The 15,596-nt window shown below is 68.8% G+C and carries 10 protein-coding genes; 3 read left to right on the plus strand and 7 right to left on the minus strand.

The window, feature by feature from the left end; translation table 11 throughout:
• Positions 1–883 precede the first annotated feature (883 nt).
• The 3 genes from ACO1BR_RS39290 (at position 884) to ACO1BR_RS39300 (ending at position 8,436) form a co-directional block, all read left to right on the plus strand.
• Entirely contained in the window at positions 884–2,107 is a 1,224-nt protein-coding gene (locus ACO1BR_RS39290; RefSeq protein ID WP_426799897.1) for a hypothetical protein, read from the plus strand.
• A gap of 157 nt (positions 2,108–2,264) precedes the next feature.
• The gene (locus ACO1BR_RS39295) at positions 2,265–2,429 is read left to right on the plus strand and encodes a hypothetical protein (protein WP_426799898.1); all 165 of its coding nucleotides are present in this window, start codon (positions 2,265–2,267) and stop codon (positions 2,427–2,429) included.
• 583 nt (positions 2,430–3,012) lie between these two features.
• Positions 3,013–8,436: a sacsin N-terminal ATP-binding-like domain-containing protein gene (locus tag ACO1BR_RS39300; protein WP_426799899.1), complete on the plus strand. Its 5,424-nt coding sequence runs from the start codon at positions 3,013–3,015 to the stop codon at positions 8,434–8,436.
• Between the two features lie 9 nt (positions 8,437–8,445).
• Here the strand turns inward: ACO1BR_RS39300 and ACO1BR_RS39305 are convergent, their stop codons facing one another.
• The 7 genes from ACO1BR_RS39305 to ACO1BR_RS39335 form a co-directional block, all read right to left on the minus strand.
• Positions 8,446–8,904 (minus strand): hypothetical protein, encoded by a 459-nt coding sequence (locus ACO1BR_RS39305; protein ID WP_426799900.1) that lies wholly within the window; start codon positions 8,902–8,904, stop codon positions 8,446–8,448.
• A gap of 1,068 nt (positions 8,905–9,972) precedes the next feature.
• Positions 9,973–10,899, minus strand: a complete 927-nt coding sequence (locus ACO1BR_RS39310; RefSeq protein ID WP_426799901.1) for a branched-chain amino acid aminotransferase — start codon at positions 10,897–10,899, stop codon at positions 9,973–9,975.
• Complete coding sequence (locus ACO1BR_RS39315; RefSeq protein WP_426799902.1) at positions 10,896–12,179, minus strand: ATP-grasp domain-containing protein; 1,284 nt, start codon at positions 12,177–12,179, stop codon at positions 10,896–10,898. Before ACO1BR_RS39315 ends, ACO1BR_RS39310 begins: the two co-directional genes overlap by 4 nt.
• Complete coding sequence (locus tag ACO1BR_RS39320; RefSeq protein WP_426799903.1) at positions 12,176–13,150, minus strand: DMT family transporter; 975 nt, start codon at positions 13,148–13,150, stop codon at positions 12,176–12,178. Before ACO1BR_RS39320 ends, ACO1BR_RS39315 begins: the two co-directional genes overlap by 4 nt.
• Before the next feature lie 8 nt (positions 13,151–13,158).
• Complete coding sequence (locus ACO1BR_RS39325) at positions 13,159–14,427, minus strand: DUF6421 family protein (RefSeq protein WP_426799904.1); 1,269 nt, start codon at positions 14,425–14,427, stop codon at positions 13,159–13,161.
• Positions 14,424–14,981, minus strand: a complete 558-nt coding sequence (locus ACO1BR_RS39330; RefSeq protein WP_426799905.1) for a bacilysin biosynthesis protein BacA — start codon at positions 14,979–14,981, stop codon at positions 14,424–14,426. The genes ACO1BR_RS39325 and ACO1BR_RS39330 overlap by 4 nt, the downstream gene beginning before the upstream one ends.
• Positions 14,982–15,095: 114 nt before the next feature.
• A partial coding sequence (locus tag ACO1BR_RS39335) for a rhodanese-like domain-containing protein (protein WP_426799906.1) occupies positions 15,096–15,596 on the minus strand: 501 nt, incomplete at its 5' end.

Raw genomic sequence — 15,596 nt, forward strand, 5'->3', positions numbered from 1 at the left:
GTCGAAAGCCTCCCCTCCCTGAGCGATGCGTGAGCGAACGGCGGAACAAGAGGTGCCGAACGCAGGACCCAGTGTCAAGCCGGGTGGTGCTGACATGCAAGATCAGCACCACCCGGCAGGTGCGCGCACCTTCAATCATGGATTCGCCCCCACTTGTGAAGCGAGAGCCTTCAGTTCGCATGCGACAGGGGGCTCCGCTCAAGCCCGTTCTGATGAGGAGCTTCCCGAAAACTTCGAAAGTTGCACTACCAGTTAGTGAGACTCTCGCATCCGTGCAGCCCAGAGCCCTATAGATGGCGCCCCCACCAGGTGCCTTCTAAGCACTTGGCCGCCCGTCCACTTAGCTGAAGAACGGGCGGCCTCCAGCGGCTCCCCCTCCTCCCCTATTCCGCCTGCGGTTCGATGCCGTAGCGAGAGGAAGGGGCGGGCGGCCATCTCGGTTGACCATGTTCGCGCTCGGCCGTGGGCAGGCCATGCTCTCGGGCCTAACGGCAAATCGTCAGGTCGCTCGGTCCGGTCCGAACATTCTGTTCGGCGATCAGTGCCCTCGCCCCAGCGGAGCAGAGTCGTCGCCTTCGAAAGGAGCAAGGACGCGGGGCGAGCAACGAACCGTCAGGGCGCCCGCCGGACCGATCCATTCGTTCAGCGGGTCGGACACGAGTAGGGAGTAGCGAGGGGCCGACTCCAAGACGTCGACGGGCCCCTTGGAGCCACGAGTGAAGAAGATCCGGAGGAAGCGCTGCGAACTGTGCGGCCCTAACCCGCTGTAGGCCCACTGCCCCCTATATCTCTCAGTACGCCGTGCGTCCACAGGACAGCCCCGATTGTCAGACCCTCCCCGTAGCGTTGTGAGTCCTACTCGTGGCGGCTGCGGGGAGTACCAATGGACGACGACCTTCAGATCGACAGCGACGAAGACCTCTACCGCAACCCCGTCTACTACGAACCGGCTGGCCGGAACCTCGACCTGGACCGCACCGACCTCGGCGTCCAGCAAGGCCAAGACCTCCTGAACGTGCTCCTGCGCATGCGAGGACGTGTCCCTGTCGAAAAGCGCGGGCTCATCTGCCCCGATTGCCGGGACCTACGCGGCCGGCGCGTCCCCATGTACCTCGTCCAGCGTGACGGCGTATGGCTTGCCTCCCACTACCGGAAACCCGGGGAGAAGCCCATCAGTCACGAGTCCGACGAGCACCTCGCTCGCAAGGAACGCGTCGCGAAGGACTCCGAAGATCACGGCTTCCACGCCGACATCGAGTCGCAGACCGCAGACGGGCACGCGCGCCTCGATGTACGCATCAATGGCGCCAACGGCATCGTCCTGGGCTACGAGCCTCAGCTGAGCGCCCAGACAGCCCGCGGAATGCGTGCGCGGGAAGGGTTCCGGCGCCACGGCGGTGTTCAGTCGGTCTGGGACTTCGCCGACCCCGACCACGCAGGCATCGGCACCGTCCCATACGTCCGCACGCCCAACCTGCCGGCCTCCGTCATCCGCGTGCAGAAGAACCCCATCGCGGTCCAGGACGGCAACTTCGTCCTAGAGGAGGGCCAGTGCAGCCAAAACGGCGCACTCATCCGGTGCCCGGAGAAGCCCTACGACCCGGAGAACCCCACCGACGCCGGGTACTGCGGGGGCTGGCACCGCGTCCTCGTGCCCGCCCATCAGTCGAGCACCTTCACAGGGCAAGGCGGTTTAACCCTTACCCGGTTCATCGTGGAAGCTGCGGCAGGTGAGCGGATCCCGTTCCAGCACGGCGGCCATCACGGTTGGCTCCCCGCACAGCAGTGGCAGCAGTACCTCGAGGCGAACGGGCCCGCCCTGGACGACAAGGAGCGCCTGCCATCCGTACGACAGGGGGACCGGCGCGACAGGTGCACCGAGGACCGTCCAGCTTCGGAGGTGCGGGCTGAACCGAAGCAGAGACGCGGCAGCCGCGCGATCGTCCTTGAGTCCCGCCCCCGGGAAACCGAGGCCGCCAAGGTTCCGGTTGACGCGTCAGGTCAAGCAATCCCGCTCTGCCGCTACGGCTGCGGTAAGCCCGCAAGCCTTCCAGGACCCGAAGGGCTGCCCGAGCACTTCTCGTGCCGCAGGAAGCATGAGGCGTGATCTATCAGCCACCGCTGACTACCCCTCGTTCCGTCATCTGACGCGAGAGCCCCCTGCCCGGTTCGGGTGGGGGGTGTCGTGTTCCCCCCCGACATGTCAGTCCCCGGTGCCACAGTGGGCGCAGCACACCCAGCACCCCTTTCCCGAGGAGCCGACCGTGGCCCAGAGCACCACCTTCCGCACCAACACCAAGCAGGACACCCTCACCGACCACGTTGTGGAGTTCCTCAGCCGGGTCTCCCGCACACTCCGGAACTTGGCCGACTCGGCTGACCACGCGGCGAAGATGGTGCGGAAAGCGGACGCGGCACGGCGAAGCTGAACCGGCACACCCGGGTAGGCCAGCAGACGTGCTCTCCGTGGCTAGCTAGGCCCCGGCCGAAGGTGTGGCAGGCGGCCGTGGGCTGCCCGGGGCAACGGCACCCCAACCAGAGCCCGACGCAGCCGAGACATCGATCCGGCCTGGTTCAGCCCGGAGTAGAGGGCACGTGTCCACGCCGGTGCTCGGGGGCGAGGGCCACGTCCACGAGCGTACGGACCGGACCGTCCGTGCACAGCAACGCGTCGCACAGCTCGAACAGGGCATCGCCGCGCGAAAGTAGGCAGGAGTACAACTCGGTCCGGAATGCCGTCACCGCTGCGAACGCGTCCCGTTGAACCCCGTGCTCAACCCGTTCCACGATCTGGCCTCCACGCGCCGCGTCGACCTCTCCTCGCAGGATCTGGCCCGGCCTCACGGACACGCCGTGAATAGGGGAGGTACTGAACAAGTTCGAGCCCTTTTCGACGGCGAACCAAAACGTCAAGCTCAACTCTGAGCCGCGCTCCACACGGTGGTCCCTAGCGCCCCTCGATGTCAGTGCGGCGGGATACCGTCCTCGTCACGCTGAGGTGAGGGGAGAACCATGGCGAGGAACGCCCGGGCCGAGCAGCTGCGAGAGTACGGCCGGTCCGTGTTGGAGGGGGCCCGGTCGGAGCAAGTCCTGCGCATGGCACGGCAGGTGAACGCGGTGTCGTACACAAGCGCGCGGGAGTACGCCGGCCGCTCGCTCTTCGAGTTGCTGCAGAACGGTTACGACGCGCATCCGAGGGGCCGCCGCGACGGACGGGTCCACGTCCTGCTGGACGAGGCGGAGGGCGAGTGGGGGACGTTGTACGTCGCCAACGGAGGGACGGCCTTCACCTGGCGGGACGTCGAGCGGGTCTGCGAGCTCGCGCAGAGCTCAAAGGAGGTCGGTGAGGGCATCGGGAACAAGGGCGTCGGGTTTCGCAGCATCTTGCTGATCAGCGAGGCACCCGAGATCTACAGCGCAGACCCCGACAGCCCGCTCGGCCCGGAATTGGACGGGTACTGCTTCCGCTTCGCGCAGAAGGTCGACGTGGAGGAGTTCCTCGCCGGTGAGGACAACGCCCACGAGGCGGCCGCCAAGTATCCGCCGCTCCAGGCGCCCCTGCCGCTGGACGACGTGCCCGCGACCTGTCGGCAGCTCGCCGCCCAGGGGTACGTAACCATCGTCCGGCTGCCCTTGCTGAGTGAGGCCGCCCGGGCCGAGGTCCGGCTGCGGATGCGCGAGCTCGCGGGGGCGAAGGTACCCGTGATGCTGTTCCTCGACCGGCTCGCTGGCCTGACGCTGGAACGGCGGGCCGTCGGTGGCGAGGCAGGCGAGTTGGACGACGCCCACGAGGCGCTCGAGCGGCACGAACTGACCCGCTCCGAGGAGCGCTTCCCGGTTGCGCAGGACGGCGCCGGGCACGGATTCCCCGTCTCCTGCGCGACCGTGAACCTGGGGCCGCCCGGCACCTTTCTCGTCGTGCGGGGCACCGTGGAGAAGGAACGGCTGAACAACACCCTCGCCGAGGCCGTGGGTTCCGGGCTCCTCGACGACACGTGGCAGGAGTGGAAGCGGTCCGCCGTCGTCGAGGTCGCACTCCCGCTGCCCGCCCCGCGCCGACCGCGACGCGGGCAGATCTACACCTTCCTGCCGATGGGTGAGGACCAGGCCGCGCCGTTCCCGGGACACGTGAACGCCCCGTTCTTCACCAAGTTCGACCGCACCGGGCTTCCCTCCGACAACCCCCTCAACGTGCTGCTGCTCGACGCGGTCGCAGAGACCTGTCTGGCGGCCGCTGCGGTATTGCGTACCGTGCCCGAGCCGTCCATGCGGCAGCTGGCCGTGGACCTGGTGAGCTGGGAGAGTGAGAAGGGCTCGGCAGGGCGGCTCGGCGCGGCGGCTCGGCGCGTGCACGGGAGCGAACTCGCCGACGTACCGCTCGTGCCCGTCCTCGCCGCGGACGACGCCTTGCCGGAGGCGGGCTGGGCCCCGCCCCGGGGCGCGGTCCTGTGGCCGGACGTCGACCTGACCGTTCTCACGGCACACCGCGCGCACAAGGCCGGGATCGTGGTGGCTGATCCCGATATCGGTGGCGACCGGCTGAAACGGCTGGCCACCCTGTGTAAGGCCCTCGCGTGCCCGTGGGAGCCGGGCCCGGAGATCCTCGCCGAGTACGTGGAACGGATCGTCGGGGACCTTCCCCTCCCCCGGTCCGGTGAGTCCCCCGAGCAGTGGAGCGCGCTCTACGAGGATCTGGCTGCCCTCTTCGAAGACGACGGGCACGTCCTGCACGGCAGGCAGTTGCTACTCGCGGAGAACTGCACACTGCGGCACACCAACCACCCCCTCGACAGGGTGGGTACGGGCACAAGCACGCGTACACAGGGCAAGCCGAGCGGTCAGGGTGTCCGCCGCGAGGCGTTCTTCCAGCCGTTGCGTACGGAGGCGAACCAGACCGAGGCCCCGTCCGTCCCCGCCCTTCTCGGCAAGCGATTGTTCTCCCTGCACCCGGGGCTGGTCTGGAAGGACCGCGGCGAGCGTACGCGCGGGCGGGCCGCCCGCGCCTTCCTCGAGCAGGAGGGGCTCGTCCGGCCGTACGACACGAGGGGCTTGCTGGACCACGTACGGCAGGCGCTCAGCGCGAGCACCGATCTCCGGCTGCGGCTCCAGACACTGCGGTTCGTCTTCCGGCTGTGGCAGCCGCGGCGTTCGCTGGGCGGGACGGAGATCTCCTCGCTCGGACTGTACGTACCGTCGGCGGACGGCCGGCTGATCAGGGCGAGCGGCGCCGTCTTCGGCCGGGGCTGGGGCCGCGCGTCCGTCGGTGAGGACCTGGCGGCGGTGGTCGCCGCCGGGCAGGACGTGTCGAAGAGCCTCAAGGCGATTGCTGGACGCCTCCTTGCCGCGCCCGAGGAGTTTGCCAAGCGGGGCGAGACCGAGGAGTGGCGGGCGTTCCTGCTGGAGGCCGGGGTGGCCGACGGGCTGGTCCCGGTCAGGTCCTCCGACGCCTTGAGCTGGGTAGAGCAGGGCCGGGAGCTCAGCGCTCGGCATCTGGTCCGCATGGCGAAGGTGTCTGCCGAGGTGCAGGAGCAGTGGGAGCCACACGTCCACTGGCCCGGTGTCTACTACCCCCGGACGCCGTACCGGGGAACCCCCGCCTGGCGGCTCCCCGGCCAGGACGTCGTCGGACGCCTCGGGCAGGAGGCCCGGCTGGCGTACGCACGGCTTGTCCTGCATGGCCTGGCCAGCTGGGAGGACGCGAGGTTTGCCAGCGTCTGGACCAGTGTCGGCAGCCAGAGTTCCCCGGACAGGGAACGGGTCCCGACCCCGCTCGGCGCCTTCGTCCGGGAGCAGCCGTGGCTCCCGGTGCGGGGCCGCGACCGGGCCGTCCGGTTCGTCCGTCCGGCCGACGCCTGGCACTGCCCGCCCGGGCTGGAGGAGGAGCCCTCGTACGCGCCGACCGTCGACCATCGGCTGCGCCACCTTCTGGAACGCGGGAAGGCGGGCGACCGCCTGCGGGAGATGCGGCTGCCGACCTGGGACGACCCCCGGGACAGCGACCGCCTCATCGCCGCGCTGGGACAGCTCGCGGCGGAGGGCGCGCTGGGGGCCGAGCACCGGCCCGCCGCGCAGCGCGCCAACGAACGCGCCTGGAAGCACCTCGTACGGCGGCCCCGTCCCGCGCTGCCCAAGGGCGCCAGTCTGCTCGCTGAGTCCGAGGACCGGCTGATCAGCGTACCGCTGTCAGCCCTGGACGGCAGGGAGAGCGATGGCGATGGTGATGCCGGGACCGTGCTCTACGTCAGTGGTGAACGCGACAGCCTGACGCCCCTGCTGATACGGGAGATGGCGCGCCCCCTACTCACCCTTCCCGGTGTCTCGGCGAAGGCCGCCGAGCTACTGGCGGCCGAACACCCCACCACCGTCCGGCACACCGACGATCTGACGTTCACGGCGACCGTGGACGGCGCACGGGTGGACCCCGCGGCCATGGGAGAGCCACTGGTCCAGCAACTGCCCTGGCTCACGCTGGCCGTGAGCGTCCTCTCCGACCACCTGGCGCGCGGCCCCCGGGCGAGCGAGGCCGAGCTGAGCGAGCTGACGTCCCTGGTCCGGAGCGTACGTCTGCACCGCTACCGCTCCTGGGGCATCGCGCTCGACGGCCGGCCCGTGACATTGCCGGGCCGCCTCGGCGGAGTACTGCCGCTGCCCGATCCGAAGCATCCGCTCGTCCTCGCCCCGGCAGGCGAGCCGGGCTGGCCCGAGACCACCCGCATCATGGTGGCGCTCGCCGAGCTGCTGGGACGTCGGGAGTTCGGCGACCGGCTGCGCCTCGCCGCCCACCAGCTCGCCTCCCGCCACGCCGACCTGCACAACCCGGGCCAGGAGGAGCTCGCCGACGCCCTGGAAGTCACGGTCCACCAGGTCGAGGAGACGAGCCGCCGGATCGACGGGGCCATCGGCGTGGTCCTGGAGCGCTGCCGGCCCTTCCTCGTCCACCTGCTCGGCACGGAGGCGGCGAACTCACTGTTCCTGCCGCCGCCGGGCGACACCCGGGAGTTCCAGGCTCACCTCGAGGAGTACACCGCCGAGCTCCCGGTCCCCGTACCCGAGTTCATCGCCAGGGCCCGCGCGGCCCGCAGTACGGACGAACTGCGGCGCGACCTGGGCATCGGATTCGCCGAGCTGAACGACACCCTGCGCGCGATGAGCCCACCCTTGGAACCGATCAGCCACGCCGCCGAGCATGAGGAAGCGCTCCGCACCTACCTGGACCTGCGCAGGAAGGAGCTCGTCAACCGGCTGCGCTGGGCGGTGCTGGAGGACTTCGACGCGCGCCGTCCGATGCCCGACTGGCCCTCGGTCCGGGCCCTGGACTGGATCACCGCGCCGCAGGCATGGGAGTACACCGTGGACACGGCCGGCACGGGGAGCCTGGAGGCGCACGTGGAGGAGCAGCTGGCGCTGCGCCTGGACCGCCCGGTGCCGTTGCCCCGGTCGGGCGAGCGCCTGCCCGCCCCCGACCAGGTACGCGGCGCGAACCTCCGTACGATCACCGGCCTGGCCGCCGACCTCGCGGTCCTGGTCAGGGCGGCCGGACACCCATTGCCCACGGCCCTGACCGCAGCCGAGCCCGCCGAGGAGGTCACCGCGCAGCTGGAGGCCGTGGGCGCGCTGGACTTCCGGCCCCTGTCCCCCACCGACGTCGTCGGCTGGCTGGCGGCCCTCGGCCAGTGGCCCGACGGGATGGCGGTGGCGACGGAACCCGAACGGCACGGGCTGTCCGGGGCCGACCTGGACCGGGTGCGCAACGCGGCGGAACACGAGCGCCGCGAACGGGAGCGCAAACGGCGGTCGATCTCCGTCGGAGGCCGCGATTTCGACGTGTACTCAGGCGACTTCGCCGCCCTCACCCGCGAACTTGACCGGGTCTTGCAGAGCGGCTCGGCGCCGGGCATCACCGCCGCAGGGCCGCTCCGCTTCACGGACCCCCGTCCCCAGACCGGGCGCACCCAGGCCACCGGTCGCACGCGCGGGCGGCGGTACGGGGGCGGCACAGACAGCGGGCTGACCACGGCCCAGCGGGAGGCCATCGGGTACGTGGGCGAGTGGTACGCGTACCAGTGGCTGTGTGCGCGCTACCCGGACCGCATGGACGAGACCGGCTGGGTGTCGGGCAACCGTCGCAAAGCCTTCCCCGGCCTGTCCGGCGACGACGGCCTCGGCTTCGACTTCCGGGTCGGCTCCGGCAGCCGGCCCTACCTGTACGAGGTGAAGGCGACCGGGGGCGAAGGCGGCCGCTTTGAGCTGGGAGAGAGCGAGGTCCGCGCGGCCCGCCAGCACGCGGGCAACGACCGCTGGCGCCTCCTGGTGGTCACACATGCCCTCACCCCTCACATGATGGCCATCCAGATGCTCCCCAGCCCCTACGGAAAGCGCGGCCGGGGCCGCTACCGCGAGGAGGGCGGGGCACTGCGCTTCTCGTACCTGCTGTGACCTTGACGTTCAACTCCAGCTCGAGATGAGTCGGGGTTGAACGTGAAGTTCAACGAGTTCGTGCACCGTTGGCGGTGAGACGTCGGGCCTGGATGGTTGATCACGGTCGGTGGTGGGGAACTCGACGCGTGCGGTGATCATCAGCAAACGGCGGATCACGGGCCTAGGCATCACGAGCCGCTCCTCCATGTCTCTGAGCGCGGCGACGATCGGATGAGGAGAAGTAGGCCGCGCGGGAACCGGAACCACCGAGGCGTCACCCGCCGGCTTCCGGCTCCGCGAGTTGGGGTGTGATCCCTCTGCGAGGTATAGCTTCCACCCACTTGCCCGGAGGCGGACCTTCTGGATGCGTTTGCCGGGAGGTTCCAGTCCGTGCCGCTCCGCATAGTCGATGACCTTCCGCCACTCGGCGAACTGGTCGTCATCGGCGACACGGACCCGCCCCTCGGTGAGAAGCCGTTCGACCAACCCGGTCGCCTTGGCTCGTCGCGCACGAGCAACGGGCCGTTCGGCGCAGGGCACGGAGCTACGCCTGCGCCCAGCATGTCCGCCGGATGCCGCCTGGTCGCCCCCTTCAGCCGGCGTCAACCCCTCAGGACGATGACCATGTCGAAGGTAGTAGAGGCCGTCCTCGGTGACCTCCACGAGCGCTTCCCTGCCACTTCGACTGACCCCTACAACCCTCGATCACGCAAGGCATAAGCCGACCGCCAATCCCCCGGCGCCCAGGCTGCGGGATGCTCATCACCGGCCGCGAGCCGTTCGAGCAGTGCGCGTTGCCCTTCATTCGAGTCAGACCGTGGATCCACGATCACCAACCCACAGCGCACTCGCATGCCCTGTACAGAGCCGAAAGAGTGGCTCCTGCCCGTGGGAGTTCTCTGGGACTTTCCTGGGACTTCCGGCCGCATCAGCCAGTACGAGCGTGAAACAACCGAAAGGGCATTCATGCAGGTCAACGACCTGCAACGGCCAGACATCGCAGGTCACGGCGCCCCCTGGTCTCTTCCGGGACATCTGAATCACGGATGCCGCCGCACCCGGACTGACCTGCTGTTCAGCGCGTGAGGAAGGGGTGCGGCGGCATCTCTGGGAATTCTCGCCTCCGGTGTTTGGCTTCCACCGGCGTCTCGGCAGGAATCAACCGGCCGCCGCGCCTGCCCGGGTGCGACGGCCCCGCGGCCGCCCGCAAGCGCCGATTCCGTTCCCGGACAGGGCGCTGGGCAAGCTCGCCCGCTGCCTGCGAGAGGGCCGCGCCGGCAAGGAGTTGACCTACGCTCAGCTCGCCCAGCTGATCGGCTACCACCCCGCCACCCTCCAGCCGGCGACCTCGGGACGGCAGATGCCCAGCAAGGAAACCGTCGGACCTCCACAAGTTGATCGCTTACACCACGCGAAGGGGCACCATCGAGGTCTGCGGCCACAGCCGCGTACGTGCGCTTGCAGTCGGCGGCGCGATACAGCGCGACGGCATCCCTCGGGAACTCCTCCGGGTACGGAGATTGGCGTCCCACCTGGACATCCCTCCCTGGACCATCAAGATCCATTATCAGGGTGTCCGCTCCAAGCAGCCTCGGATCTGGTCGACGCCCGCGAGTGGACCAGCCGGGTGTATGCCTCCGTCAGGGAGATGGTCGTCTTGCCCACCTGAAACTCGTGTTTGTCGATGGTCCGGACGGGCTGGACCTCGTACGCCGTGCCGGTGAGAAAGCACTCGTCGAAACCGCCGAGCTCCTCGGGGAGGATGTGCCGTTCGACTACCGGGATGCCGATATCGCGGGCCAGATCGAGCACTGTCTGCCGGGTGATGCCGGCAAGGAAGCAGTCGGCCGTCGGTGTGTGCAACTCGTCTCCGGTCACGAGGAAGAGGTTGGCTCCGGTGGCCTCCGCGACATAGCCGCGGTAGTCCAGCAACAGCGCGTCGTCGAAGCCGGCTTCGTCGGCGGCGTCGCGCGCCATGGTGCAGATGTTGTACAGGGAGGCCGCTTTGGCCCGGACGGGTGCGGTGTCCGGTGCGGGGCGCCGCCAGCGTGAGGTGCCCAGCCGGATCCCGTGTTCCTTGGCGTCGGCTGAGAAGACATGCGGCCATTCCCAGGTGGCGATGGCGACATGGACGGAGGTGCCGGCGCCGGACACGCTGATCTGCTCGCTGCCGCGCCATGCCACAGGCCGGACGTAGCCGTTGCCGATGCCCTGCCTGTGGACGAGTTCGAGAGTCGCCTCGTCGAGCTCCGCGGTGGAGAAGGGGATGTGGAAGCCGAGCTCCCGCGCCGACTCGTGAAGCCGTCGCGTGTGCTCCGTCAGTTTGAAGACGTGGCCGTCATAGACCCGTTCGCCTTCGAAGACGCCGCCGCCGTAGTGGAGGCCATGGGTCAGGACATGCAGGTGGGCGTCGCGCCAGGGAACGAACTGCCCGTCAAGCCAGATCACGCCGTCGCGGTCGTCGAGAGACGGGTGGGTCACTGTGCGGCCCCTGTCGGTGCGTAGTCGATGCGGATGCGGCGTTCGAGGGAGCGATGGAATTCCTCCGCGTCCTCGATGGACTGGTGGTGGGAGAGAATGAACGCCGGATAGCCGGTGAAGTCGGGGTAAGGACGCACGACGTCGCCCGGGTGCAGCATCTGGACGATGTGGTCCACTCGCGGGTCTTCGGACAGCTCGTCCAGGCCGTGGATAGCGGTGATCCGCCCCGAACCCCCGCACGGGACGATGTAGTTGGCCGCTGCGCCGGTCGCCCGCAACAGCTGCGTCGGCGAGTCGGGCACAGAGCGGAGTGCGAGTCCCGCGGCGGTGCGCAGCGCGTCACCCGCCAGGTCGGCTCCCGTGACATGCTCGGCAATGTAGTGGGAGACGCCGGAGCCGCCGACGCGGGCTCCGAGTTCCAGCAGGTAAGGGCGTACGCCGCCGCGCAGCCGCAGCTCGGTGTGGGTCGGGCCGTCGGTCACCCCGAGAGCGGAGTGGGCGGCGACCACCTCGCGTACCACTGCGTCCTGGACGTCTGGCGGGAGCAGGGCCGGTGCCCGGTAGACACCCTCTTCGAAATACGGGCCGGTCGGCTCGCCCTTGTAGCCGATGGAGAGCACCGTGACCTCGCCGCGATGGGCGAGGGACTCCACGGCGAGTTCCGGGCCGTCCAGATACTCCTCGACGATCAGACCGGTGACCTGGTTCAGCTTGGTCCGGCAGACCTGCCAGACCGCCGCGACCACGGCGCCGAGCTGCTCCGCACTGTCAGCCTTGGTCACACCGAGGCTGGAGAAACCGTTCGCCGGTTTGACCACCACCGGGAAGTCGAGACCGGTGCCCGCGGCCCACGCGCCGGGATCGTCCAGGACGATGAAGCCAGGCACGTTCAGCCCAGCTTCGGCCAGCTGCCGTCGCATGATCCGCTTGTCCTGTACCGCCCGCGCGGTGGCGCTGCCCAGGCCGGGCAGCCCAAGGGCTTCGGCCACATCGGCGACGAACGGCACGGCCGGGTCGTAGAGCGTGGTGATGCCGTCGAACGGGGCGCTCTCGTACCGTTCCTGCAGGACGCCCAGGGCCTTGGCAGGGTCGCCCTCCACATCCAGAGGGAGCACGTCCACCACAGCGGGCGGGAGCCGGTCGGGGGATACGGACTCGTCAGGGCGTGGGACAAGAACGATATCGATTCCGGCCCTCAGCGCGCTGTCGAAGACCCAGCGGAGCGAGGTGCGCTGGTAGACAAGGACGACGGTGGGACGCGGTGCCTGTGATGCTGTCACGGTGTACTGCTTCCGGTCTCGGTCGAGGGGACGGGTCGATGGTCTTCCGCGGCTGGCACGGAACGTGAAGGGGCGACCGTCATCCACACGCCCGCTGAGCACAGCCCCAGGAACAGGACGGAGACCAGGTGCGGTGCGTCCGCCTCGCCCCACGCCCATTCACCCAGCCGCACCAGGAACGGCACCACCAGTGCGACGGCGGAGGTGAACAACGGGCCCTTGCGCACGATCAGTTCATGGGAGATCAGGAAGACGGGCGCGGTGAGCACCGCGCCGAGCACCGCGACTCCGGCCCACTGGGAGGTGCCGATCGTGCCCAGTGGTACGAAGACGATCGCGGCCAGCCCCAGCATGACGGTACCCACGCCCGTCACTGCGGGGAGCGCGGCCATGGGTGGTACGTCGGACATGTGCTGCCGGTATACATAGCCGTACAAGGCGTATGCGAAGGTGCCCGCGAGGGCGAACAGACCGCCGGTGACCAGCGATCCCGTCCCAGTGCTGCTGCCCGCCGAGCCGTCGTCGAGCGCGTAGCCGAGTGCCGCGGCGACAGCGAGAACGGTCCCAAGGAACTTGCGTGCGCTCGTCGGCTCACGGAAGGCCATGATGCCGATCGCGAAGGTAATGCACGGCAGGAGGGACACCACCAGGCCCACCTTGGACGCGCCGATCCGATCGACGCCGAGCAGCGTGCCTGTGTAGTAGGCGAAGAACCCCAGAAACGCCAGCAAAACAGCAGCCCGCTGACGGCCCGCGCTCGCCCGGATTGCGGGCCAGCTCCGTGGTTGCAGCGCGGAGATCGCGCTGATCACCAGAAAACTCGCCCCGGTGCGGCCGGCCGCGACGGCCAGCGGCGGAGTGTCGCTCACCAGCTTCCCGGACACCAGCCATCCCGTCGCCAGCAACAGCACCATGAGACAGGACAGGACAGGGACGCCGAGGCGGCCTCGACGGTGGCGATCGTCGCTCATGGCCGGGCTCACCACTCCGCTTCTGCGAACCGCAGCGGCGGCAGCTCCGCCAGCGGCTGCTTGGCCCGCAGCAACACGCCCTGGTCCTCGGTGAAGCGGTACCGCTGCTTCACCTCGCCCTCGGACAGGTAGTTGCGGACAAGCGCCTTGGCCGCGATCCGGTACTCGTCATCGGTGGTGACCTGCTCTTCGAGTTCCTCGACGGCGGCGACGTACTCACGCAAGGCGTCGAGGGCCTTGTCCCGATCGAGGTGCAGCAGCCCGCCGGCCTCGGACGATCCGGTCAGGGCGCCGTGCGCGCGAAGCCAGGAGTAGAGGAAGACGCCGGTGCCGGAATCGAAGTTCCGGGTCGCGTCGTCCGCCTGCGGGTAGCGAAAAACCCGCTCCAGCAGGATCATGTCGATCTGTTCCTGTGCAAGCGGCACTCCGCCGTCCGCGCAGGCGAGGACGGTCTTGGCGTCGACCTTGATCTCCTCCAGAAGGCCGACGAACCAGTTCATCTTCAGGGAGATGTGCTGATCGAACGGCCAACGCCCCTGGTAGTGCATGGAGTCGTGCAGGTAGCCCCAGATCGCGCGGGCCTCGAAGCAGACCTCGGGGGCCAGCCCGGATGAGGCCCGGGGTACGGACTCGGCGGTCAGGACCGCCTCGGCTCCGGGAAGCGCATACGTCTCGTGGATCTTCCGCATCTTGTTGTAGAAGAACATCGCGTACGGCTGCTCTTCGACCTTGTCGTGCGCGGCCACGTTTTCAGGGAAGAACACGATGCAGTTGCCGTGTGTGAAGCCGTCACTGCCCGTGATGAGCACCAGCGACTGGCAGTTGTTCTTGGGGTGCGGGAAGGCCGTGGCCAGTCTCGGCAGTGCGTCGGGTTCCTTCCGCAGCGCGAAGAAGCAGTCGAGCCGTTTACCGACCGGCGGCACGCTGTTGGTGGTCTGCGTGGGGGCCAGGAAGAATACCGGCGTCCCGTCAGCGGGCGGCTGGAGCGCGTCTCGGGAACGGGCGAAGTGCGGTGCGTTGTCGAGGCCGCCATCCATCCATACGTCCACGTCGGCAGAGAGCGCATCGGCCTGGTGGACCCGGTCGCTGCGGCGGTACCAGGCAGCCGCCTCGTCCCGGATCTCGATGAGCAGCTCCCGGTCGGCTGCCTGCGGCTCCGGCACCGTACCGTCGTCGGCCTGGCGGAGGCGGAAGCGGTTGACCTTGGGGATGAGGGATCGGTTCAGATCCGCCGCCTCAGCGCGCAGGGCGGCGGTGATGGGGGCACTCGTCGTCACAGCAGTGCTCCCCTGGTCTCCTGCTGGCCAGCCGCCACATCAACTGCGAGCACTTGATGGATGGTGAAGACCATGGGGACCGGGCCGAAGTCCCGCAGGACACGCAGTCCGTGCCGCTCGGCGGCAACGATGGTCGTGATGCAGCCCTCGGTACGACCGTCGGCGCAGTCGATGGCCGCCTGAGAATTGCTCAACACCAGCCGCGACTCGGTCTCCACCGAGACCAGTCCGACCGGAGCGGGGTGAGTGGAGACAGTGCGGGGATTGTCCGCTCCCGCGCTCGCCAGGACCATGTTGTGGGTCGGCATGATGAAGCTGTCGACCATGTGTAGCCGGTTCAGGTTTCCGAACGTCAGGGTGTGCAGCGCCGGATAGACCGCACAAGCCGCCAGCGCGTGCTCCCCGTTGTCAGGTACCGCGTCGAGGGCGGCCTCCAGCGATGCATGGAGTTCGACCTTCCCGTCGATACCCCGCCGGCGCAGCCACTCATGGGCTGCCGTTTCCAGGTTCGTCCCCTGCGGGCCGAGCGTATGGACATAGCGAATGCCGTCCACACCTATACCTGTGCCCGTGCGGCGATGAGACTCAGCGGTGATGGTCAAGAGATTCCCCCTGTCGGCCACCGGGCGATCACCCGGGACCGGTTAGCTCTGCTGTGGCCGACGGATCTAGTACACCGGCTTCTCCGGCTCGACGGTGTTGACCCAGCCGATGACGCCGCCGCCGACGTGGACCGCGTCAGCGAAGCCCGCGGACTTCAGGACCGCGAGGACTTCCGCGGAACGGACACCCGTCTTGCAGTGCAGGACGATCTTCCTGTCCTGCGGCAGGTCCTGGAGGGCGGTGCCCATCAGGAACTCGTTCTTCGGGATCAGCTTGGCGCCCGGGATCGAGACGATCTCGAACTCGTTCGGCTCGCGGACGTCGATGATCTCGATCTTCTCGTCGGCGTCGATCCACTCCTTGAGCTGCTTCGGAGTGATCGTCGAGCCGGCCGCCGCCTCCTGGGCCTCCTCGGACACGACACCGCAGAAGGCTTCGTAGTCGATGAGCTCGGTGACGGTGGGATTCTCGCTGCAGACCGCGCAGTTGGGGTCCTTGCGGACCTTGACCTGGCGGTACTGCATCTCCAGCGCGTCGTAGATCATCAGGCGGCCGACCAGCGGCTC

This window comes from Streptomyces sp. YGL11-2, assembly GCF_050054615.1.
Lineage (GTDB): Bacteria > Actinomycetota > Actinomycetes > Streptomycetales > Streptomycetaceae > Streptomyces.

Bases quoted from the DNA above. Each gene is read 5' to 3' on its own strand.
- ACO1BR_RS39300 (WP_426799899.1), top strand. From the start codon at position 3,013: ATGGCGAGGAACGCCCGGGCCGAGCAGCTGCGAGAGTACGGCCGGTCC.
- ACO1BR_RS39320 (WP_426799903.1), bottom strand. From the start codon at position 13,150: ATGAGCGACGATCGCCACCGTCGAGGCCGCCTCGGCGTCCCTGTCCTG.
- ACO1BR_RS39290 (WP_426799897.1), top strand. From the start codon at position 884: ATGGACGACGACCTTCAGATCGACAGCGACGAAGACCTCTACCGCAAC.